Origin of the sequence: Joostella sp. (assembly GCF_048266025.1) — a bacterium.
GTDB lineage: Bacteria > Bacteroidota > Bacteroidia > Flavobacteriales > Flavobacteriaceae > Galbibacter > Galbibacter atrarenae.
Genome location: NZ_JBLXAF010000001.1, coordinates 947,662 through 969,835 on the forward strand (window position 1 = coordinate 947,662; position 22,174 = coordinate 969,835).

Genomic DNA, 22,174 nt, shown 5'->3' on the forward strand with positions numbered 1-22,174 from the left:
TTATGTTTGAAAATATACAATTTGCAAATCCACAATTTTTCTGGTTGTTTTTGATACTTCCAGTAGCTATTGCTTGGTACTTTTTTAAACGTAAAAAGCAAACAGCTTCCTTAAAAATATCTAGTATTAAAGGATTTAAGGGGAAGTCGTCTACGCTAGCAAAATTGAAGCCTTTACTTTTTGTATTGCGTTTACTGGCAATAGCAGCTTTAATTGTTGCGATGGCAAGACCACAGACAGAAGATATTTCTACAAGAACCAATACAACGAGAGGGATAGATATTGTAATGGCAATAGATGTTTCTTCAAGTATGTTGGCACGCGATTTAAAGCCTAATAGATTAAGTGCACTGAAAAAAGTAGCAGCAGAATTTATTAAAGAACGTGTAAACGACCGTATTGGATTGGTGGTTTATTCAGGAGAAAGTTTTACGAAAACCCCTATTACTAGCGACAAGGCTATTGTGCTGAGGTCTTTAGAAGATATAAAATACGGACAGCTTGAAGATGGTACTGCTATCGGAATGGGACTGGCTACTTCTGTAAATAGATTAAAAGATAGTAAAGCCAAGAGTAAAGTAATTATCTTGCTGACCGATGGTGTTAATAATTCTGGTTTTATAGAGCCACAAACAGCAGCTGGTTTAGCAATAGAATATGGTATAAAAACGTATACAATAGGGTTAGGGAGCAATGGTATGGCGCTTTCGCCAATTGGTTATAATCCAGATGGAAGTTTTAGATATGGAATGAGTAAAGTAGAAATAGACGAAGCTTTACTAAAAGATGTTGCAGATAAAACTGGAGGGAAATATTTTAGAGCTACAGATAATGAGAAATTGTCTGAGATTTATGATGAAATAAATAAATTAGAGAAAACAGATATTGAAGAATTTAAATATTACAACTACGAAGAAAAGTTTAGAGTGTTCGCGCTTTTAGCTTGTGCTTTATTAGTATTGGAATATTTATTGAGGTATACTGTTTTTAGAAGTTTTGTATAAGATATGTATCAATTAGACGAAAAAATATATTTCTATTTATTGGTTTTAATACCAATATTGTTGCTGCTTTTTTTAGGGTTTAAATTCTGGCAAAGAAGAACTCAGAAGAAGTTTGCAGATACAACATTGCTCGATAAATTAAGTCCTAATAGATCGAGCTTTAAACCGTTTATTAAGTTATTGTTTTTACTTTTAGCGATAGCATGTTTGGCAGTTGCATTGGTTAATCCAAAGATTGGTTCTAAACTCGAAACAGTTAAACGAGAAGGAGTAGATATTGTTTTTGCTATTGATGTTTCTAAAAGTATGGCTGCAGAAGATATTGCACCAAATAGATTAGAGAAAGCAAAACGGATAGTTTCAGAGATAATAAACAATCTTGCTAGTGATCGTATAGGGATTATTGCGTACGCTGGGCAAGCATATCCGCAGTTACCAATTACAACCGATTATTCTGCTGGGAAAATGTTTTTGCAGAGTATGAATACCGATATGATGTCTTCGCAAGGAACGGCAATAAATGAAGCCATTTCGTTAGCAACTACATATTACGACGACCAAGATCAAACAAATCGTGTATTGTTTTTAATTTCTGACGGAGAAGACCATTCCGACATGGCAATTGAGTCGGTTGAGAAAGCACGTGAAGCAGGAATTAAAATATATACTATTGGGGTAGGAACACCAAAAGGAGGGCCAATTCCTATTAGAGTAAATGGAATTATAGATTCTTATAAAAAGGATAGAAATGGTGAAGTTGTAATTACACAGCTTAACGAGACTATTTTAGATGGGATTGCTTCGGAAGGAGATGGATCTTATATTAATGGATCTAATACAGGGGAGGTTGTAGATTTTGTTACAGATACCTTGGCAAGGATGGATAAAACTGAATTTGAGTCTAAGCAATATGCAGATTTTAAAGATCAGTTTCAATGGTTTATTGCTGCGGCAATTATATTTTTGTTCCTAGATATTTTCTTATTGGAAAGAAAAACGGTTTGGATTCAGAAATTAAACTTGTTTAATGAGCGAAAGAAAGATGAAAAATAATATAAAAACAATAGCTATAAAAGAGCGATTTTCTATGGATGCTAGAATTGTTTTCCTAACTGTTTTAGCACTTTTTTCCGTAGCTCAAATAGCTGCACAAGATTCAGAAGCTTTAGAAAAAGCTAAAGAGAAGGCTTTATCTGAGTCAAAAGGTTATACTTATGAAGGAAACGAAATTTTATCAGAAAGTGATGACGCTGTTGCTGCTGAAGTAGAATATCGTAAGGCTATAGCTAAGAGTTCTGCAAATGCAAAAGCTAAATATAATTTAGGAAACGTTTATTATAAGGATGAGAGTATGGGCGAAGCTTTTATGCGATATAAAGAAGCGGGAACCACAGCAGAAACTAAAGAAGAAAGACATAGCGCATATCATAACTTGGGAAATGTATTCATGAAGAATAAAGAGTACCAGAAAGCAGTAGAAGCGTATAAAGAAGCGCTTAGAAACGACCCATCTGATGAAGAAACACGTTATAATCTTGCCTTAGCCAAAGAAATGCTTAAAAAGCAGCAAGACGAGAATAAGGATAATCAGAATAAAGACGACCAAAACCAAGACGAGAATAAAGACAACCAAGAGAATCAGGATCAGAATCAAGACGATCAAGATAAGAAAGATGGTGATGAAGGGGAAGATAAAAAAGACGATCAAGGTGAGGAAGGTGACGAGAATAAAGAGGGAGACAATAAAGATGAGCAAGGAGAGAATCCTGAAGATAAAAACCAGGATGAAGGAAAGAATGATAAACAAGATCAGCAGAAGCAGAATCCTGAAGGTAAACCTGAAGAGCAGCAACAACAGCCTAGACCAGATCAGTTATCACCGCAGCAGGTGAGAAATATTTTGGAGGCTATGAATAATGAGGAGAAGAAAGTTCAGGAGAAAGTAAATGCTGAAAAAATAAAAGGTGCGCCAGTAAAATCTGAAAAAGATTGGTAGAGAAATGAAGATTAGAATATTAATAATAGCTTTTATTATAGGATTTTTTGGGAATGTATATTCCCAAGATGAGGTACAGTTTGAGGCCAAGGCCAGCAAGCAGAAGCTTGGTGTGAATGAGCGCTTACGTATTGAATTTAGTATGAATAAAGATGGAGATAATTTTGTACCTCCTTCTTTTGAAGGCTTTAGAGTAGAAATGGGACCAAATCAATCTGTGAGTCATTCATGGGTGAATGGAAAACGTTCTTTTTCGAAATCATATTCTTATATAATTTCTCCTATTTCAAAAGGGAATTTTACAATTAATCAAGCAAAAGTAGAGATTGATGGAAGTACTTATAAAACATTTCCAATAAAGATAGAAGTTACTGGTGCAGTTAGCGATCCGAACGCTCCTCCTTCAGCAGACGAAATTGCTGGAGAGAATTTACATTTGGTAGCCGAAGTCTCTGACGCTAGTCCTTATTTAAATGAAGCGGTAAGCGTTGTTTATAAGCTTTATGTAAGCCCAAGTATTAATGTGTCTAATTTTGTGCCTAAAGCAAATCCTACGTATAATAATTTCTGGTCTCAAGATATAAAGGTTAAAAGATATAATGTTGAGAATGGATTGTATAATGGAAAGCAATATCGCTTTGTAGTTCTTAAAAGAGTTGTTTTATATCCTCAAAAAACGGGATCTTTAGAGATAGAGCCACTTTCTTTAGATGTAACGGTAGATGTGCCTACTAATAGAAGGGATGTTTTTGGAGGTAGATTGTTTACGCAAACTCATAAAACAGTTACTGCTGGGCAAAGAAAACTTAATGTTCGTCCGTTGCCTACAAAAGGAAAGCCTGATGGTTTTACTGGTGCTGTAGGGCAATTTGATTTTGATGTGATTACTTCAAAATCTGATCTTAAAGCAAACGAATCTTTAAGTGCTAAGATAAAAGTATCTGGAAAGGGTAATTTAAAACTTATTAGCTTACCAAAGTTAACGCTACCAAGCTCTTTGGAAGTATATGAGCCAGAGCATGAAGAAAGTGTTTCTACGAACTTATCTGGAATGAGTGGTGAGATTTCCGATAATTATACCATTGTTCCTCAGTACAAGGGGAAATATCCAATTCCAGGCGTTGCTTTTTCATATTTCGATCCAAAGGAAGAAGCATATAAAACGATAACTTCCCAGCAGTCGGTAATTAATGTGTATGAAGGGCCTACAAGTGCTTCTGTTGCGAATGCAACAAATGATAATGCAGATAGTAGTACTTTAAATAAGCAACCAGTTTCAACTATTGGAGATCAGTTTAGATATATAAAATTGGATGCTGATTTTGTGTCTAAGAAAGCGAATGTCTTCTTTGGTTCTATTTTGTATTATATATTATTATTAGCTCCTTTATTGTTAATCCCTATTGCAATTATGATAGGTAAGAAAAGAGCAGCTATGGCTGGAGATGTTGTTGGAAATCGTGTGAGAAAGGCTAATAAGCTTGCTAAGAAATATTTATCTGAAGCCAAACGTAATTTAGGTAATAAAGAAGCTTTCTATGAGTCTTTAGAGCGAGCGCTGCATAATTATTTACGTGCGAAATTAAAGTTAGTGACTTCAGAATTTAGTAAAGAGAAAATTAGTGAATTATTGCTGTCTAAGAGTGTGGATGAGCAGGTTGTAAATGAGTTTATTGCATTATTAAAAAGTTGTGAGTTGGCAAGGTATTCTCCGAGTACGATTGCTGAGATGCAGAATGATTATAATAAAGCAGCCGAAGTTATTTCGTTAATCGATAAACAGTTTAGATCATGATTCGAGGTTATAAAATTTTATATAAAAGTATTGTGCTCGTCCTTTTCTTGTTAATTTCTGTTTCAGGATTAGCACAGCAGGAGTCTTCATTTCAAGAAGGAAATGATTTTTATCACGACGGTGAATATCAAGAAGCTATAGATGCATATTTAAAGGCAGAAAAAGGGAATCTTCACTCTGTAGCATTGTATTATAACTTAGCTAATTCATATTATAAATTGAATGAAATAGCACCGAGCATTTATTATTATGAAAAAGCTTTATTGTTGAATCCTGACGATGAGGATGTAAAAAACAACTTAAAGTTCGCTCAACAAATGACTGTTGATGCTATTGAAGTATTACCACAAGTAGGGATAGATAAGATTTTTGGGAAATTAATTAATAAGTTCTCTTACGCAACATGGGCGATTTTAGCTATTGTCTTTATGGTTTTGTTTGTGTTAGCTTTCTTACTTTATTATTTTGCTAATTACCATACTAAGAAGCGAGTATTTTTCGCTATCAGTATAATTTTCATGATAGCTTCTATTGGTAGTTTTGTATTTGCACATTCTCAATATGGAGCTGTAAATGCTAAAGATCCTGCTATAATATTTGCAAAAGGAACACCAGTTATGTCCGAACCAAACATGGGGAGTACTGAGGTTTTTTTACTACACGAAGGAACCAAAGTAAACGTTTTAGATACCGTTGGAGAATGGAAGAAAATTAGGCTTACAGACGGTAAAATCGGTTGGTTGCCAAGCAGTGAGATAAAAATAATCAAAGATTTTTAGTTGTTCCTTAACAGAAAAATCAATAACAAATATTATCTTTACATTTATTGTAATGTAATTTGCTAGCATTGGATACAAATAAGAAAATATTTGTTTGTTTTTTTTTATTCATATTCTGCTCTTTCTTGATAACACCGGCAATTTTAACGGTAGTAGAGAAAGGTGCAGATATAGCCTATTATTATAATTTAGCAGAAGAAGAAAAGAAAGATACCAATACAAATGGGTTGAAAGAAGTTAAAGAAATGCCTTACCCTAAGGACTTAAACTTACAGCTCTCCCAGATTTCTAAGAAAAAAGAAAATTATTTTTACTACTTCAAGCGCCATTACGATCAAGTAATGGATGTTATTATACCGCCTCCAGAGGCCTTTACTGTATAATTAATTAGATCAGAATTCATTTTTGAAATTACGAATAGTTCAGCATAAATTTTTGTTTAACTCAGTTAGTACATCAGTAATGAAATAAATAGGATCTAATTTATTATAGTTTCGTTTTTCAAATAAGATTTATAGTAAAGTTTCAATAGGCTTTCGCGTTACGCGGAGGTATAATATAGTTAGATATGTTTAAACATTTAAAAAAAGATTTACCGGCTAGTCTTGTCGTATTTTTTGTAGCCCTTCCATTATGTCTGGGAATTGCATTGGCCAGTGGAGCGCCATTGTTTTCTGGTTTGATAGCTGGAATTGTAGGAGGGATTGTAGTAGGAAGCTTGAGTGGTTCGTCCATAGGAGTTAGTGGACCAGCAGCAGGTTTAGCAGTTATAGTTTTAGCTGCGATAGCTAATTTAGGATTCGAGAACTTTTTAGTAGCAGTAATTATTGGTGGTGCGCTTCAAATCTTATTGGGAGTGTTAAAAGCTGGTATTATTGGATATTATTTCCCTTCGTCTGTAATTAAAGGAATGTTGGCAGCCATAGGTATTATTATCTTTTTAAAACAAATTCCTCATGCATTTGGATATGATTCTGATTATGAGGGAGATTTAAATTTCTTCCAAATGGATGGAGAGAATACGTTTTCAGCAATAGGAGCAATGTTTGATTTTATTTCTCCTGGAGCTCTTTTAGTAACGTGTATTTCGCTACTCATTTTATTATTTTGGGAGAAAGTTTTATCAAAAAAACACGATATATTTAAAATTATACCAGGGCCGTTAGTAGCAGTAGTTGTAGGTATTTTATATTATATGTTTGTAGATCCAACTTCTTCGCTTGCAATAGCAAAAAATCATTTAGTTTCTGTACCAGTTCCAGAGAGTGCAACAGATTTTATGAGTCAGTTTACATTCCCTAATTTTGGAGCGATTACAAATCCGCAAGTATGGGTTGCAGGGGTAACAATTGCTATTGTGGCTAGTTTAGAAACACTATTGTGTGTAGAAGCTACAGATAAGTTAGATCCAGAGAAAAGAACAACTCCAACAAATAGAGAGCTTTTTGCTCAGGGAACAGGAAATATTGTTTCTGGACTTATTGGAGGGCTTCCAATTACACAAGTAATTGTTCGTAGTTCTGCGAACCTTCAATCAGGAGGTAAGACAAAATTATCAGCAATTATTCATGGATTTTTATTGCTAGGATCGGTAATTTTGATTCCGTTGTTACTTAATAAAATTCCATTAGCAGTATTAGCTGCAATTTTATTAATTGTAGGTTATAAACTAGCAAAACCAGCTTTATTTAAGCAAATGTTTAAGTTAGGAAGTGAGCAGTTTATTCCTTTTATTGTAACTGTTTTCGGTGTAGTGTTTACAGATTTATTAGTAGGAATCGGTTTAGGATTGGCCGTAGGGATTACAATAATTCTAATTAAAAATTATCAAAATTCACATTTCTTGCATATTCAGAAAACAGAAGATGGAAGTCATGTTGTTAAAATGACTTTAGCAGAAGAGATTTCTTTTCTTAATAAAGGCGCTATTTTAAAGGAGCTTAATGCACTTCCAGAAGATACATTGTTGGAATTGGATGTGAGTAAGACTTTGCGATTAAATTATGATATTTTAGAAATTCTTGATGATTTTGCTATTAAAGCTAAAGATAAAAATATTGAAGTTAAATTGATTTCCGATAAAGGAGTTCTTTACAATCCGAAAAGTTTTACTGAATTTTTTAGATCAAAAAATAGAAAAGCGGCTTAATTGTTTATTTAAAAAAGTTTAATTTTAGAAAAAATATATAAATATGAATTTAGAAACGGTATTCGATAATAATAAAAAGTGGATTCAATCTAAACTCGATGTAGACTCAAATTATTTTGAAGAATTAGGGAAAGGGCAAAGTCCTGAGCTATTGTATATAGGATGTTCTGATAGTAGAGTTACAGCTGAAGATTTAATGGGTTTAACACCGGGTGAAGTTTTTGTACATAGAAATATTGCAAACATGGTGGTAGGTACAGATTTAAATGCAATGTCTGTATTAGATTATGCTGTTAATCATTTAAAAGTAAACCATGTTGTAGTATGTGGTCATTATTCTTGCGGTGGAGTGAAAGCAGCTATGCAATCTGCTGATTTAGGAATTTTAAATCCATGGTTAAGAAATATTCGTGATGTGTATCGTTTACATAAAACCGAATTAAATGCTATTGAGGATGAAGATAAACGTTACGATCGTTTAGTTGAATTAAACGTTCAAGAGCAATGCGTAAACCTTATTAAGACGGCTACAGTACAAAAAGCATATAGAGATAGAAGCTTAAAAGTACATGGTTGGGTGTTTGATATTCACACAGGAAAGTTAATCGACTTAAAGATTGATCTTGATGGTATTTTAAATAATATCATGGAGATTTATCACTTAGACTAAAGTAAGAGATATCAAAATCAAATAATATTTTATATCATCATTTGTTTTTGTGATGATATTGAGGGCAAAAAAAATCCTGCGGAGTTTTCTCCGCAGGATTTTTTGCTTTCTACTGTTATATATCTTAGTTGTTCTTTTAAAGATGTATCCTTTTAGCCTTTGTGTTGTATACTTTATAGATTTCTTCTTTTATTTCTAACCTAAAGTTCATCTCTGTTTTAATTTTAATCTCCAATTTATAAGGCTTTAAGTTAGTTATTCTGGTTGTAGTGCATTATTATTTAAATTTTATTCTATATTTCTTGAATTAATAATGAAATATTTTTAATATAATGTCATCTGTTTCTTATAATTTTATTTTTAGTTACATTATTTTGTTATACATTATGACCGCATAAATACTTGTTTTTTAGGTATATGTCTAATTTTCGCACGACTTCGTAAGAAAATTCGAAATAAATAAAAGAATTTAGTGAATGAAGAATTTTTTCTCCAATTTTAAAAATGATGCTTTTGGAGGTATCACAGCAGGAATAGTAGCATTACCACTAGCGTTAGCTTTTGGTGTTAGTTCAGGGTTAGGTCCTAGCGCGGGACTTTATGGAGCTATATTTTTAAGTTTCTTTGCAGCGCTATTTGGCGGAACTAATACACAGATTTCTGGCCCAACTGCTCCGATGACTGCTGTAAGTATGGTCGTAATAGCAAGTATTATTGGCGCTAATGATGGGGATGTTGCGCAAGCTTTACCTGCTATCTTAGCTGTTTTTCTCCTAGCGGGATTGATGCAAGTAGCGTTCGGACTTGCTGGTGTTGGAGTGTATATTAAATATATACCATATCCTGTAGTTTCTGGTTTTATGACCGCTATTGGAGTAATTATTTTGATTACCCAATTGCTCCCAATGGTTGGGTACTATCCTAAAGAAGATAAAGCTTTTGTGAGTGAGTTTACTCCCTATGCTGAGGAGATATTATTAGATAGGATTTTAAAGGAAGAAGCCGGAGAAGGTATTTTGGTGCTAGATGATTTTAAAGAAACAGTAAGTAGAGCTGAAGAAATTGATGATGATAAGATCCATACTGAAGCTGTTGTATTAGCTAAAAAATCTGCTTCTGGTGTCATAGGAGCTATTAAGACTTTTCCTCGTGCTTTGAACAATATAAATTGGTTAGAACTTGCTTTAGGACTGATTACCATATTCATTATATACGGATTTAAGCGAATTACAACCGCTATTCCAAGCACATTAGTTTCATTATTAGTGGTCTCTGGAGCGGCAATGATATTAGGATTAGATTATCGTCCCATACAAGAGATTCCTGGAGGATTCCCAATTCCACACTTCGAAATATTTACATCGTTTAGTATCTCCTCTATATTGCCTTATATTTTCACTGCTTTTACTTTGGCGTTATTAGGAGGTATTGACTCGCTATTAACTTCTGTTGTTGCCGATAATATGACTAAAACAAAACATAAACCTAATAAAGAATTAATAGGACAAGGTATTGGTAATAGTATAGCCGCCTTATTTGCTGGATTGCCTGGGGCTGGAGCAACCATAAGAACAGTAGTTAATATTAAAGCAGGAGGTGCAACGCGTCTTTCTGGTATGATGGCTGGAATTCTTTTACTGATTGTATTATTAGCATTAGGTCCTATTGCATCTAAGATTCCTGCTGCTGTTTTAGCAGGTATTTTGGTTACAGTAGGTCTTGGAGTTATGGATTATAAGGGATTAAAAGCAATTCCGAATATGCCAAAAAGTGAAGTTTTTATAATGGTAACGGTAATGTTACTTTCTACTTTTTGGAATTTAGTATACGCTGTAGGGATCGGTTTGGTGATTGCTGCTTTGGTGTTTATGAAGAAAATTGGAGATCATACAGCACAAGCATCTGATGTAAAAATGTTAAAAGAAGAAGACTGGAAAGATGAGATGGATTTCCCAGAAAGCTTGAAAGAGGAAGTCTTTATTAAGCATTTAAAAGGGCCTCTTTTCTTTGGGTTTACGAGTGAATTCCAACACCTTTCATCTCAAATCCCTATGACTGCTTCTCATGTGGTTATCAGAATGGATAAAGTTCCCTATATGGATCAGTCTGGAGTGTATGCAATGGAAGATGTGTTGATAGAACTCAGTAGTGCCAATATAGAAATTTTATTTGTAGATGTTAATAAGCAGCCTAGATATCTAATGGAAAGAGTCTCTCTGATTCCAAGATTAGTGCCAGAAAATCATGTTTTTAAAGATTTTAATGAGTGCTTGCTCTATATAAAAATGAATGTAAAGGATGAATATCCTAAGAAGTAAGGGTAAGGCTGAATTATTAAGATGTTTCTTTTAGAACCCAGTCAAAAACAAAATTTCCGATACTTTTTACAGGTTCATAAGTAGCGGAGTTTTCGAGGGTTTTCTGGTTTATAAACTCTATTGTTTGGTTAGAACGGTCTATAAAAATTAAGATGGCTCCAAGGATAATAGCAATCTTTAATCCTCCAAAAACGCCTCCTGAAATCCTATTTAAGAGTCCTAAAGCGGCTAGATTAGCTATTTTGGTAAGGAGCTTTCCAATTAAAGAAACAGCTAATATTATTAATATAAATGTAATTGCAAAAGCAGTGAGGCTAATGTATTTTTCATCCCAGCTAACCTGTTCTTTTAAATAGTCTCCAATAAAATAGGAAAAATGGATGGCGCCATATATACCTAATACTAAAGCAATCAAGGAAGCTATTTCAATGAAAAGACCTTTCATAAAACCACGCACTAAGCCAAATAGAATAAGTCCGCCAATAATAATATCTATAAAGTTCATGCAATGATTGCTTTTCAACAAATATAAATCTTTTTTTAAATTATAATTAAGACCATAATTGATGGCCTCTTTAATCGCGGATAAAGAATTAATGTTAACGGTTAAATACTTATGGATTAACTTTCTATTTTTGTACAAAATTGAAAGATGGCAAGAGACGAGGTATTAAAGATGAAATGGGATTTGTTGGTTACTAAATTATCCAATCAGTTTGCTGATGGAGATGAGTTAGAGCTTGACGGAGTTATATATTTAATAGGTGTTCAGGAACTTGGGCAACTAAATAGAAAGTTTAAAAAAGACGAGAAGCTTAATTTAATGCATATTGCTATTTGTAGACTTTTAGAGCCTTATGGTTATTATGAGTTTGATTTTTTTGATGATGATGGTTGGCCGCATTATACTATAAAAGAACAATTGCCAGTGCTTAAAGCAGGAGAGCAATCTGTATTAATGAAAGAAGCGATTGTTCAATATTTTATAGAAGGTGGTTATATCGAGTAATTTTTAAAAGTATTATTAAAAAATGGTTTTTAAAAAGAATTATAAGTTCGAGGAAACTACATTATATTCTTTAGAAATCTTTAAATTTGCCCTTCCAAAGAAAAGTTGGTTATGATAGATACTATTAAGGAACATATCGGAAAAGTAAATAGCTTTACAGCTGCTACTTTAGATGAGGTTGAAGCATTTAGAATTGAATATTTAGGAAAAAAAGGATTGTTAAATGATTTTTTTGCTGAATTTAAAAATGTTCCTAATGAACAGAAAAAAGAATTTGGACAGGTAATTAACCAGTTGAAAACTTCTGCTCAAGAAAAGGTTAATTCTCTAAAAGAAGCCTTAGAAAATAATGACGCAGATAGTAATCAATATGGAGATTTAACTCGTCCTGGAATGCCATTAGAGCTTGGAGGGAGACATCCAATTTCTATCGTTAAGAATCAAATTATAGATATCTTTTCTCGTATCGGGTTTAATGTTTCTGAAGGACCAGAAATTGAAGACGATTGGCATAATTTCACAGCTTTAAATTTACCTGAATATCATCCAGCAAGAGATATGCAGGATACTTTTTTTGTACAAAAAGATCCAGATGTTCTATTGCGTACACACACATCTTCTGTGCAAGTGCGCTACATGGAAAATAACAAGCCACCAATTAGAACAATTTCTCCAGGTCGTGTATTCAGAAATGAAGCAATTTCTTCACGTTCTCATTGTTTCTTTCACCAAGTGGAAGGTCTTTATATAGATAAAGGAGTTTCTTTTGCAGACTTAAAGCAGACATTGCAGTATTTTACTACCGAAATGTTCGGAAAATCTAAAATTCGCTTACGTCCTTCTTACTTCCCATTTACAGAGCCAAGTGCAGAGGTGGATGTATATTGGGGTTTAGAAACAGAAACCGATTATAGAATGACTAAAGGTACGGGTTGGTTAGAAATTATGGGTTGTGGTATGGTAGATCCAAATGTATTGGAAAACTGTGGGATCGATTCTAAAGAATATTCAGGATTCGCCTTTGGAATGGGGATTGATAGAATTGCATTGTTACTACATCAAATATCTGATATTAGAATGCTTAGTGAAAATGATATTCGTTTTTTAAAGCAATTTAAATCTGTATTATAAATAATATTACTGATGAAAAAAGATATTGAAATACCAGTTGCAGAAGAAGTTTATATCGCCGCTGTAAATGAGTGGGATGAAAAACACCTATCTAAAACATGGTATATTTATCTTATTAATAATCGAAATACCCCTTTGGAGGCTTCTCTTCTTGTTTCCAAAGGGTATGCCGAAGAAATGAAAACTACAACCATGCGCCATGGTCTTGGTGATCTGGATGCAAAATCTTTTCGTAAAGTAGAACTTCTTCATGAGGATCTTTTTAAATTAGAAAATGAATTCTTTTTAACTTTTTTTGCAGACAATAAGCTATATGAAAGAAATTTTATTTTTGATGCACATCAGATCTCGGAGAGTAATCAAATCAATATTCCTTTAATGGATGTGGAGGGAGTTTTAGCTAGATAAATCCCATAAAACATATTATTTGTTCGGTGTAATCACTATTATAATTGATTAACCCTATTTTTATTTATCTGAAATAGTTGTTATTAGCTTAAAATTATTATTTTCGTTTAATGAATATATTCTATGTAATAAATAGATTATATATATTGCTTGATTTAATAGTTTTAGAGGTAGTAATTTTATTATGAATTTATGGTTTTTTACAGATGATAGAGATGAGATAACAAAACTTCGATTCTTAGCACTTTGCGTGATTATCTCTGCTTTTTTGTTTGAAACATATGATGAGTTAGTGCTCAATGGTAATTTTATAAAAGGTTGTGTAGATGTACTTATAACTCTTATTATATTATCTTTATTAGTGTTAAATAGATTTAAGGTCATTTCATTAAAGGTGATTTTAACTATCGTAATGTATTGTATTCTTCTTTTTATAACTTTTTCAGCACCAATTGAAGGGATACATAATTTAGATTCAGCAATTACATTTTTTGTAAAGGGGGAGCTTATTTTTGTTTTATTAATTGTTGGGATGGGGGTTTTAGTTGATCCTCTTCATATAAACTATTGCATAGCATTAAATCTAATTTTTGCAACTTTCTTGGTTTATTACTTGTTTACAATCGATTTACATATTCCAACTCCTAAATTATTTTATTATCTAGTGATTTCATCTGGGTCTGGTATTATAGCAAAGCGTTTGTATGTCCATCTATTAAGTCTTCAGTCTAAGTTAAGAGAAGCTAATAATGATATTACTCTTAAGAACGACAGACTTATTCGGGTAAATAAATCTAACCAAGAGTTGTTTGTAATATTGGGTCATGATATGAAAACTCCTTTTGTTCATATTAGAATGTTGTTAGATTTAATGGAACGTGCAGATTTTTCTAAAGATAAGTTTGATAAGTATAAAGCAATGCTTGATGAAGCTACTGCTAATGGAAGTAAATTACTTAGAAATTTATTGGAGTGGGTGCATAACAATTCTTTAGAGCATGAAATGAAAATCACACCTTTCCCACTTCATTCTTTAGTTGAAGAAGAGATAGAAATGTTTAAAAACACATATATATCTAAAGAGGTCAAGATTGTTAATTTAATCCCTAAAGATCTTATTATAAATGCGGATATGAATATGTCTTCAGTAATTATTAGAAACTTACTTTCTAATGCTATAAAATATTCTCATGTAAATTCTAAGATTGAAATTGGAGTAAGAGATATTAATAAGAGCCTTCATATTTATGTAAAAGATTTTGGAGTAGGTGTTAGTGAAGCTGTTTTAGAGAAAATCAAGAAAAATATAAAAGTGTCTTCCATGCCAGGAACTATGAATGAGCAGGGTACGGGCTTAGGAATAAATATTTGTAAACAATTAGCGTATCATCATGGTGGTGATATTACTGTTGCTGCAGATGATGAGGTAGGTAGTACATTTATTTTTATTCTCCCTCAATAAAACAAATATTTTTTTCTACTTGAATTATTTCTTCACTATATTTAACATATATTAGTTCCTTTCCCCTTTTTTTAGATTTCCCCCACACATATTTATAAGTTAATAATGAGCGTTTTAAGCGCTTTTTAAGTTCTTTGATAGATTTAACAAACTATTAACGACTGTTTAGTTCGGTATTATCCGAACTAGAGTTAATTTTGCGCTCTTATTTAGGCACTATGTTAATAGATGAAAAATTAAATAAAGTAAAGGCAGAGCTTATTGAAGAGATGGGAGTGTATTTTGAGTGTCAAGATATATTATCTCCATTGTCTTCAAGGATTTTTGCCTATTTAGCTTTAGCGGGAGATGATGGCGTTACCTTCGATGAAATTTTAGAAGAGTTAAAGATTAGCAAGAGCTCAGCTTCTACTAATCTTCAGCTTTTACAGTCTATGGGTAGAGTTGGATATTACACTAAGCCTGGAGATCGTAAGAGATATTTTAAAGTTTCGTTTGATAATATGGTGAACCGTTTAGATGATAAAATTAATTCTTGGAAAAAAGAAAAGGAGTTACATATCAAAGTGCTCGATTATCGTCATAAGGTTTTGTTAGCAAACGATAAAATCGACCGTGAAATAGAAAATAGAAAAGATTTATCATATAACAAACACTATATAGAGTTTGTGGATAGGATGATCGAAAATTTGCATAAATTAAAAAGTAATTTAATAACTGTCAACCAAGATAAATAATGGGTTCAAAATTATATTCAAGAATTATATTAATGGGACTTTCAGTAGTCTTATTAAGTTGTGGAGGTAAGAAAGAGCAGGATCAAAGTCAAGCGCAAAAGGCCATGCCATTTCCTACTGTTAAAGTAGAAAGTAAAGAAATTACAGGTTATAAGACCTACCCAACAAGCATAGAGGGGGTTCTTAATAGTGATGTGCGTGCTAAAGTTTCTGGTTACATCAAAGAGGTTTTAGTAGATGAAGGAGAGAAAGTGAGTAAGGGACAGACTTTGTTTAGACTAGAAACAGAATCTTTAAGTCAAGACGCACAAGCTGCACAGGCTAGCGTTAATGTGGCGCAGGTTAATGTAGATAAGTTGAAGCCACTTGTAGAGAAAGGGATCATCAGTAAAGTGCAATTGGAAACAGCAAAAGCAAACTTAGAGCAAGCAAAAAGTAATTATAGTAGTATTAATGCTAGTATTGGTTACGCAACTGTTAAAAGTTCTGTGGATGGGTATGTAGGTGCTATTCCTTTCAGAGAAGGTACTCTTGTGAGTCCAAATGATCAAACACCATTAACAACGGTTTCAGATATTAAGCAGGTTTATGCTTACTTTTCTATGAATGAAGAAGATTACATTGATTACATTCAGAACACAAAAGGAGATACTCGTCAAGAAAAACTAGATAATTTCCCTGAGATAGATCTTGTTTTAGCAAATGGAGCTTTATATCCACATAAAGGAAAAATTAAAACTGTAACAGGGCAAATCAATCAGAATACTGGTACGGTTAGTTTTAGAGCGACTTTTGATAATCCAAATTCATTGCTAACTAATGGGAATAGTGGAACAATAAAAATTCCAACTATATATAAAGATCAGCCGGTTATTTCTCAAGAATCTACATTTGAACAACAAGGTCAAGTGTTAGTTTATCATGTGAATGATGAAAATAAAGTTTCATCAGAAGTAATAAAAATTAGTGATGAGATAGACAATCTATATGTTGTGAAATCTGGAGTAAAAGTAGGAGATGTGATTGTTGCAAAGGGAGTAGGGAAACTAAGAGAAGGGATGCTTATTGCTCCCCAAGAAGTTTCTTACGACAGTATAGTCAAGCCAATAAAAACTTTATTTAGAAACTAGAAGCTTAAAACATAAGATATGCTAAAGACATTTATTGAGAGACCTGTATTGTCTACAGTAATCTCTATTATATTAGTAATATTAGGGGTTTTAGGGGTTATTTCACTCCCTATAGAACAGTATCCTGATATTGCTCCAGCTACGGTTCAAGTAAATGCTACTTATCCTGGAGCGAGTGCAGAAACAATATTAGAGAGTGTTATTGTTCCGATTGAGGAGCAAATAAACGGAGTGGAAGGGATGACTTATATCACTTCAACAGCTACAAACTCTGGAACAGCTAATATTACTGTTTATTTTGATGAAGATACAGATCCAGATATTGCCGCGGTAAACGTTCAGAATAGAGTTTCGAGAGCAAACTCTTTATTACCACAAGAGGTGGTTCAAACAGGGGTAATTACACAAAAGCAGCAAACAAGTTCGTTGATGTTTATATCATTCTATTCAACGAATAAAGATTACGATGCTACTTATTTACAGAATTACCTTAAGATTAACGTAATTCCAGAATTACAGCGTGTTAAAGGGGTTGGAGACGTTAATGTGTTTTCGCAGCAGGATTATGCAATGCGTCTTTGGTTAAAGCCAGAGAAGCTAGCTGCTTATAACCTAATTCCAACAGATGTTGTTGCAGCATTGACCGAACAAAGTTTGGAGGCTGCTGCCGGATCTTTAGGAGAGAATAATGGAGAGGCATTTTCATATGTTATTAAATATAGTGGACGTTTTAAGACCGAAACTCAATATGAGGATATTATTATAAAGGCGTTAGGCGATGGTCAGTATTTAAGACTTAAGGATGTAGCCGATGTAGAATTAAATGCGCAATCTTATGCTGCAAATTCTGTTACAAAAGGCTTCCCTAGTATAAACATGGCAATTTATCAGACTAAAGGTTCTAATGCACAAGAGATTATAGAAACTATTCAAGGGAAATTAGATGATCTAAAACCTACTTTTCCAAAAGGAGTTGAGCTATTTATTCCATATAATACGAATGACTTTTTAACAGCGTCTATAGAAAAAGTAGTACATACGCTAGTAGAAGCCTTTATATTGGTTTTTATTGTTGTATTTATCTTCTTACAAGATTTCCGTTCAACACTTATTCCTGCAATTGCAGTTCCAGTGGCGATTATTGGAACGTTCTTTTTCCTGAATGTTTTTGGATATTCTATAAACCTATTAACGTTATTTGCATTAGTACTGGCAATTGGTATTGTCGTCGATGATGCCATTGTGGTCGTCGAGGCCGTCCATGCAAAAATTGAGGAAGGGAATTCTGAGTCCGCGAAATCTGCAACCATCGATGCGATGCATGAAATTTCTGGAGCTATTATTTCGATTACATTAGTAATGGCGGCCGTATTTATTCCAGTAACCTTTATTCAAGGTCCTACAGGGGTATTTTATGAGCAATTCGGTATTACACTTATTGTGGCGATCATGATTTCTGCAGTAAATGCATTAACCTTGAGTCCTGCATTATGTGCATTATTGCTAAAAACACATACAGAGGAAGAAAAGAAGAACACTTCTTTCTTACAACGATTTTATGATGGTTTTAATAGAGGATTTAACGCTATAACTCAGCGTTATGGTAAATCCCTAGGGTTTTTATATAAGCATAAATGGATTACAGGAGTTGCTTTACTGGCATCTATAGCGGGTATTGTATGGGTTTCTTCAACAACACCTACAGGTTTTGTGCCTAGTGAAGACCGTGGAATTATTTTTGCCAATGTTGAATTGCCTCCAGGTTCTTCAATTGATAGAACAGGAGAAGTTAATAGATTATTATATGAAAAAACCAAAGATCTTCCTGGAGTAGAAGGAGTATCTGTAATTAGTGGTTTTAGTTTGCTAGGAGGTAGAGGTAGTAACTACGGATTAGGTTTTATAAAATTAGATGATTGGGAGAAACGTGGTGAAGATTCTCTTTCTGTAGATGCTCTTACTAAAAAACTCTTCGGTTTGGCGGCTTCTATTCCTGAAGCAAATATTGTCTTCTTTGCTCCGCCGAGTATACCTGGATTTGGAGTTTCCTCTGGGTTTGAGGTTAACCTTTTAGATAAATCAGGAGGTGCTTTTACAGAGCTGGATCAAACTAATCGTGATTTTATGACTGCCTTAATGCAGCATCCTGAAATACAATATGGGCAATCGTCATTCAATACAAGATATCCACAGTACGAAATGGAAATCAACGTTCCATTGGCTAAAGAAAAAGGAGTCCCTATAAACTCTATATTTTCAACATTACAGGGGTATATAGGAGGTATTTATGCATCCGATTTCTCAAGATTTGGAAAGCAGTATCGTGTATACTTACAAACACTTCCTGAGAATAGAGATAATAAAGATGCTCTTAACGGTCTTTATGTTAGGACAGGAGAAGGAGAAATGGCTCCAATTACACAGTTTGTAAAACTGAAGAGAGTATATGGACCGCAATCTGTAACAAGATTTAATCTTTTTAACTCATCAAAAGTAACTGGAGCAACAAATCCAGGATTTAGTACAGGGGATGCTATTGCTGTTGTAGAAGCAGAGGCTACAAAGCTACCAGCAAATTATGATATTGCTTACTCTGGATTAACAAGAGAAGAGGTGAGTGCCGGAAGTCAGACGATTTTAATCTTCATTTTAAGTATTGTCTTTGTATACTTCTTATTAGCGGCACAATATGAGAGTTATCTATTACCATTCTCTGTTATTTTCTCTCTTCCATTAGGGGTTTTTGGAGCTTACTTTACTACGAAAGTGGTAGGATTGGAAAACAATATATATTTCCAGATTGCATTGATAATGTTAATTGGATTACTGGCGAAGAATGCAATTCTTATTGTAGAGTTTGCGCTCCAGAGACGTAAAAATGGTGAAAGCTTATCTGAAGCAGCTATACATGGAGCAAAAGCGAGACTTCGACCTATTTTAATGACTTCATTTGCATTTATCTTAGGATTGATGCCGCTAGCATTAGCAGGTGGTGTAGGAGCAGCAGGAAATAGATCAATTGGTACAGGAGCTGTTGGTGGAATGTTAATAGGTACCATTTTAGGAGTATTTTTTATTCCGATATTGTTTGTAATCTTTCAATGGTTACAAGAACGTATTTCTGGAGCACCAAAAGTAGCAGTAGAACCTCATGATAACTCAAATTAAGATGAAGAATTTAAAGAAATATAGAATCTTATTAGGTCTTAGTATTCCATTGCTTTTGCAGTCTTGCTTTGTAGCTAAGAATTACGAAAGGCCTGAAGTAGAGACCGAAAACTTATATAGAACTGATAATATTTCTCAGGATAGCACTTCTTTAGGAATGGTTTCTTGGCGTGAATTGTTTCAAGATCCAATTTTGGAGAAACATATAGAAACTGCATTAGAGAACAATCTAGATATTAGAATGGCAGTTCAGCAAATTGTTGCTTCGGAGGCTTATTTAAAACAAGGAAAGGCTGGTAATTATCCAACACTTGGTGTTAATGGGTCGGTTACGCGTCAGCAGAACTCAGAGAATAGCCAGTTTGGTAGTATTTTCAGTGAGCCATATGAGCAGTATGATTTGACTGCAAATATTTCTTGGGAAGCAGATATCTGGGGTAAAATACGAAGTAACAAAAGAGCTTTTGAAGCTACTTATTTACAAACCTTAGAAGCACATAAAGCTGTTAAAACAGAATTAATTGCTGCTATAGCTTCTACTTACTATCAATTACTTTCTTTGGATGAACAATTAGAAATCACCAATGAAACGATTGAGAATAGAAAAGGAAGTTTAGAGACTACAAAAGCTTTAAAGGAAGCAGGATTAGTTACTGAGGTAGGAGTTAAACAAACGGAAGCGCAATTGTATACTGCACAGGCTATAAAGATTGATCTTGAGAACAATATAAAATTATTGGAGAACTCTTTTTCTATTCTTTTAGCTGAGCCACCGCATGCTATTGAAAGAGGAGTTTTAGATGCCCAAAAAATTGATTCTGAATTAACAACAGGGGTGCCATATTTGTTATTGCAAAACAGACCAGATGTAGCTTCAGCGGAATATGGATTGGTAAATGCTTTTGAGCTTACTAATGTAGCTAGAAGTAGCTTTTATCCCTCTATTACATTAGGTGCTAGCGTAGGTTTTCAGAGTTTAAACTTTGATAACTGGATAGATGCGAGTTCTATTTTTAATTCTTTGGTAGCTGGTTTAGCACAACCAATTTTGAATGGAAGAAAAATACGTACACAATTTGAAGTTTCTAAAGCTCAACAAGAACAAGCACTTTTAAATTATAAGAAAACACTGTTGGTTGCTGGAAGAGAGGTGTCTGATGCATTGTATGATTATGATGCTGCTACAGGAAAAATTGAAGTCAGACAAAAAGAATATGAAGCTTATAATTTAGCAACACAATATTCAGAAGAGTTATTAAATCAAGGTTTAGTTAACTACCTTGAGGTGCTTACAGCTAGAGAGAATTCATTAAATTCTGAATTATTATTGGTTCAGAATAAGTATTACCGTTTAAACTCTATTGTCACTCTATATCAAGCCTTAGGAGGCGGTTGGCAATAAGACTTTCATAAAATATATAGACATTGTGCCCTTACTTATTGTAAGGGCTTTTTGTTTTTAATAATTAAAAGGTGTTAATTAGAGTTTTTAAACTCAACTCATGAATATTAATCAACTTTCACAAGAACAAATAAAAGCAGAGCAAGCCCGATTTATGACTAAAGTATACGGATGGATGTCTGGAGCTTTGATTATAACAGGTTTAATAGCAGCTTGGGTTGCTAATACAGAAGAAATTGTAAATGTTATTTTTAGTAATAAATTATATTTCTACGGATTGCTTATTGCAGAATTTGCTGCTGTTGCCTATTTAAGCGCTGCAATTAATAGGATAAGTGCAAATACTGCAATCGCTGTGTTTATAGGGTATGCTATATTAAACGGATTAACGTTTTCTGTTATCTTTCTTGCTTTTACTTCAGAGTCTATAGCTACTACTTTTTATATTACTGCAGGAACCTTTGGAGCTATGAGTGTTTATGGATATTATACTAAAACCGACCTAACTTCAGTTGGGAATATAGCTTTTATGGGCTTAATTGGGATTATTATAGCATCAATTGTCAATTTCTTTTTCCAGAATGAAATGTTGTATTGGATTGTGACGTATGCAGGTGTTTTAATTTTTGTAGCGTTAACTGCTTATGATACTCAGAAGATAAAACGAATGAATATCATTGGGAATGAGGGAACAGAAGAAGATACAAAAGAAGCTGTTATGGGAGCTTTAACACTTTACCTAGACTTTATAAACCTATTTCTATTCTTGCTGAGAATTTTTGGAAGAAGGAAATAACCTTTATCGGTTGAGCGTTTCTTTTCTTTCTTAAATTGAAATATTCTTCAAATTATTGATGATAAAAAAGTATCATTCTTTGTTATTTCTTGTGTAGAAAAAACTCTGTTATTAATGTAGTTTGCAATCAGTAAAATTATTGTGATTGCTTACTATAAGCATTCTGCGGTATAAAATGAGATATATAAACAGCGATATTTTTGCAAATTGATATTCACTA

At 33.4% G+C, this 22,174-nt stretch carries 19 protein-coding genes; 18 read left to right on the forward strand and 1 reads right to left on the reverse strand.

Annotation, left to right across the window (positions count from 1 at the left end; genetic code table 11):
* The first annotated feature begins 2 nt into the window (after nucleotides 1-2).
* From ACN0TY_RS04035 to ACN0TY_RS04075, 9 genes are all read left to right on the forward strand, one after another.
* On the forward strand, nucleotides 3-1,004 hold the full coding sequence (locus ACN0TY_RS04035; protein ID WP_236957765.1) for a vWA domain-containing protein: 1,002 nt from the start codon (nucleotides 3-5) through the stop codon (nucleotides 1,002-1,004).
* Nucleotides 1,005-1,007: 3 nt separating this feature from the next.
* Nucleotides 1,008-2,057, forward strand: a complete 1,050-nt coding sequence (locus tag ACN0TY_RS04040; RefSeq protein ID WP_417443455.1) for a vWA domain-containing protein — start codon at nucleotides 1,008-1,010, stop codon at nucleotides 2,055-2,057.
* Nucleotides 2,032-3,000 carry a tetratricopeptide repeat protein gene (locus tag ACN0TY_RS04045; RefSeq protein ID WP_417443456.1) on the forward strand — a complete coding sequence of 323 codons (969 nt, stop codon included), beginning with the start codon at nucleotides 2,032-2,034 and terminating at the stop codon, nucleotides 2,998-3,000. The genes ACN0TY_RS04040 and ACN0TY_RS04045 overlap by 26 nt, the downstream gene beginning before the upstream one ends.
* A gap of 4 nt (nucleotides 3,001-3,004) precedes the next feature.
* Nucleotides 3,005-4,795 carry a BatD family protein gene (locus ACN0TY_RS04050; protein ID WP_417443457.1) on the forward strand — a complete coding sequence of 597 codons (1,791 nt, stop codon included), beginning with the start codon at nucleotides 3,005-3,007 and terminating at the stop codon, nucleotides 4,793-4,795.
* Complete coding sequence (locus tag ACN0TY_RS04055; protein ID WP_417443458.1) at nucleotides 4,792-5,574, forward strand: tetratricopeptide repeat protein; 783 nt, start codon at nucleotides 4,792-4,794, stop codon at nucleotides 5,572-5,574. Before ACN0TY_RS04050 ends, ACN0TY_RS04055 begins: the two co-directional genes overlap by 4 nt.
* A gap of 125 nt (nucleotides 5,575-5,699) precedes the next feature.
* Entirely contained in the window at nucleotides 5,700-5,957 is a 258-nt protein-coding gene (locus ACN0TY_RS04060; protein ID WP_236957770.1) for a hypothetical protein, read from the forward strand.
* A gap of 185 nt (nucleotides 5,958-6,142) precedes the next feature.
* Nucleotides 6,143-7,723, forward strand: a complete 1,581-nt coding sequence (locus tag ACN0TY_RS04065; RefSeq protein WP_417443459.1) for a SulP family inorganic anion transporter — start codon at nucleotides 6,143-6,145, stop codon at nucleotides 7,721-7,723.
* 43 nt (nucleotides 7,724-7,766) lie between these two features.
* The gene (locus ACN0TY_RS04070; RefSeq protein WP_236957772.1) at nucleotides 7,767-8,393 is read left to right on the forward strand and encodes a carbonic anhydrase; all 627 of its coding nucleotides are present in this window, start codon (nucleotides 7,767-7,769) and stop codon (nucleotides 8,391-8,393) included.
* 476 nt (nucleotides 8,394-8,869) lie between these two features.
* Nucleotides 8,870-10,711: a SulP family inorganic anion transporter gene (locus tag ACN0TY_RS04075; protein ID WP_417443460.1), complete on the forward strand. Its 1,842-nt coding sequence runs from the start codon at nucleotides 8,870-8,872 to the stop codon at nucleotides 10,709-10,711.
* A 16-nt stretch (nucleotides 10,712-10,727) separates the two neighbouring features.
* On the opposite strand, the gene ACN0TY_RS04080 is transcribed toward ACN0TY_RS04075, so the two are convergent.
* Entirely contained in the window at nucleotides 10,728-11,216 is a 489-nt protein-coding gene (locus ACN0TY_RS04080) for a CvpA family protein (RefSeq protein WP_417443461.1), read from the reverse strand.
* Nucleotides 11,217-11,363: 147 nt separating this feature from the next.
* On the opposite strand from ACN0TY_RS04080, the gene ACN0TY_RS04085 reads away from it, so the two are divergent.
* From ACN0TY_RS04085 to ACN0TY_RS04125, 9 genes are all read left to right on the forward strand, one after another.
* Complete coding sequence (locus ACN0TY_RS04085) at nucleotides 11,364-11,720, forward strand: hypothetical protein (protein WP_417443462.1); 357 nt, start codon at nucleotides 11,364-11,366, stop codon at nucleotides 11,718-11,720.
* Between the two features lie 111 nt (nucleotides 11,721-11,831).
* A complete protein-coding gene (gene pheS, locus ACN0TY_RS04090) occupies nucleotides 11,832-12,851 on the forward strand; it encodes a phenylalanine--tRNA ligase subunit alpha (RefSeq protein ID WP_236957776.1) in 1,020 nt (339 codons plus the stop codon).
* Between the two features lie 12 nt (nucleotides 12,852-12,863).
* Nucleotides 12,864-13,259: a hypothetical protein gene (locus ACN0TY_RS04095; RefSeq protein ID WP_417443463.1), complete on the forward strand. Its 396-nt coding sequence runs from the start codon at nucleotides 12,864-12,866 to the stop codon at nucleotides 13,257-13,259.
* 184 nt (nucleotides 13,260-13,443) lie between these two features.
* Nucleotides 13,444-14,721 (forward strand): sensor histidine kinase, encoded by a 1,278-nt coding sequence (locus ACN0TY_RS04100; RefSeq protein WP_417443464.1) that lies wholly within the window; start codon nucleotides 13,444-13,446, stop codon nucleotides 14,719-14,721.
* A gap of 197 nt (nucleotides 14,722-14,918) precedes the next feature.
* A complete protein-coding gene (locus tag ACN0TY_RS04105) occupies nucleotides 14,919-15,458 on the forward strand; it encodes a GbsR/MarR family transcriptional regulator (RefSeq protein WP_417443465.1) in 540 nt (179 codons plus the stop codon).
* Nucleotides 15,458-16,588 carry an efflux RND transporter periplasmic adaptor subunit gene (locus tag ACN0TY_RS04110; RefSeq protein ID WP_417443466.1) on the forward strand — a complete coding sequence of 377 codons (1,131 nt, stop codon included), beginning with the start codon at nucleotides 15,458-15,460 and terminating at the stop codon, nucleotides 16,586-16,588. The genes ACN0TY_RS04105 and ACN0TY_RS04110 overlap by 1 nt, the downstream gene beginning before the upstream one ends.
* 18 nt (nucleotides 16,589-16,606) lie before the next feature.
* Complete coding sequence (locus tag ACN0TY_RS04115; RefSeq protein WP_417443467.1) at nucleotides 16,607-19,756, forward strand: efflux RND transporter permease subunit; 3,150 nt, start codon at nucleotides 16,607-16,609, stop codon at nucleotides 19,754-19,756.
* A gap of 1 nt (nucleotide 19,757) precedes the next feature.
* Nucleotides 19,758-21,158 (forward strand): efflux transporter outer membrane subunit, encoded by a 1,401-nt coding sequence (locus ACN0TY_RS04120; protein WP_417443468.1) that lies wholly within the window; start codon nucleotides 19,758-19,760, stop codon nucleotides 21,156-21,158.
* A gap of 100 nt (nucleotides 21,159-21,258) precedes the next feature.
* Entirely contained in the window at nucleotides 21,259-21,954 is a 696-nt protein-coding gene (locus ACN0TY_RS04125; protein ID WP_417443469.1) for a Bax inhibitor-1/YccA family protein, read from the forward strand.
* Nucleotides 21,955-22,174 lie beyond the last annotated feature (220 nt).

Coding starts and splice junctions, on each gene's coding strand:
- ACN0TY_RS04075 (WP_417443460.1), top strand. CDS start 8,870: ATGAAGAATTTTTTCTCCAATTTTAAAAATGATGCTTTTGGAGGTATC.
- ACN0TY_RS04110 (WP_417443466.1), top strand. CDS start 15,458: ATGGGTTCAAAATTATATTCAAGAATTATATTAATGGGACTTTCAGTA.
- ACN0TY_RS04095 (WP_417443463.1), top strand. CDS start 12,864: ATGAAAAAAGATATTGAAATACCAGTTGCAGAAGAAGTTTATATCGCC.
- ACN0TY_RS04040 (WP_417443455.1), top strand. CDS start 1,008: ATGTATCAATTAGACGAAAAAATATATTTCTATTTATTGGTTTTAATA.
- ACN0TY_RS04050 (WP_417443457.1), top strand. CDS start 3,005: ATGAAGATTAGAATATTAATAATAGCTTTTATTATAGGATTTTTTGGG.
- ACN0TY_RS04065 (WP_417443459.1), top strand. CDS start 6,143: ATGTTTAAACATTTAAAAAAAGATTTACCGGCTAGTCTTGTCGTATTT.
- ACN0TY_RS04120 (WP_417443468.1), top strand. CDS start 19,758: ATGAAGAATTTAAAGAAATATAGAATCTTATTAGGTCTTAGTATTCCA.
- ACN0TY_RS04125 (WP_417443469.1), top strand. CDS start 21,259: ATGAATATTAATCAACTTTCACAAGAACAAATAAAAGCAGAGCAAGCC.
- ACN0TY_RS04085 (WP_417443462.1), top strand. CDS start 11,364: ATGGCAAGAGACGAGGTATTAAAGATGAAATGGGATTTGTTGGTTACT.
- ACN0TY_RS04035 (WP_236957765.1), top strand. CDS start 3: ATGTTTGAAAATATACAATTTGCAAATCCACAATTTTTCTGGTTGTTT.
- ACN0TY_RS04100 (WP_417443464.1), top strand. CDS start 13,444: ATGAATTTATGGTTTTTTACAGATGATAGAGATGAGATAACAAAACTT.
- ACN0TY_RS04070 (WP_236957772.1), top strand. CDS start 7,767: ATGAATTTAGAAACGGTATTCGATAATAATAAAAAGTGGATTCAATCT.
- ACN0TY_RS04045 (WP_417443456.1), top strand. CDS start 2,032: ATGAGCGAAAGAAAGATGAAAAATAATATAAAAACAATAGCTATAAAA.
- pheS (WP_236957776.1), top strand. CDS start 11,832: ATGATAGATACTATTAAGGAACATATCGGAAAAGTAAATAGCTTTACA.
- ACN0TY_RS04080 (WP_417443461.1), bottom strand. CDS start 11,216: ATGAACTTTATAGATATTATTATTGGCGGACTTATTCTATTTGGCTTA.
- ACN0TY_RS04115 (WP_417443467.1), top strand. CDS start 16,607: ATGCTAAAGACATTTATTGAGAGACCTGTATTGTCTACAGTAATCTCT.
- ACN0TY_RS04055 (WP_417443458.1), top strand. CDS start 4,792: ATGATTCGAGGTTATAAAATTTTATATAAAAGTATTGTGCTCGTCCTT.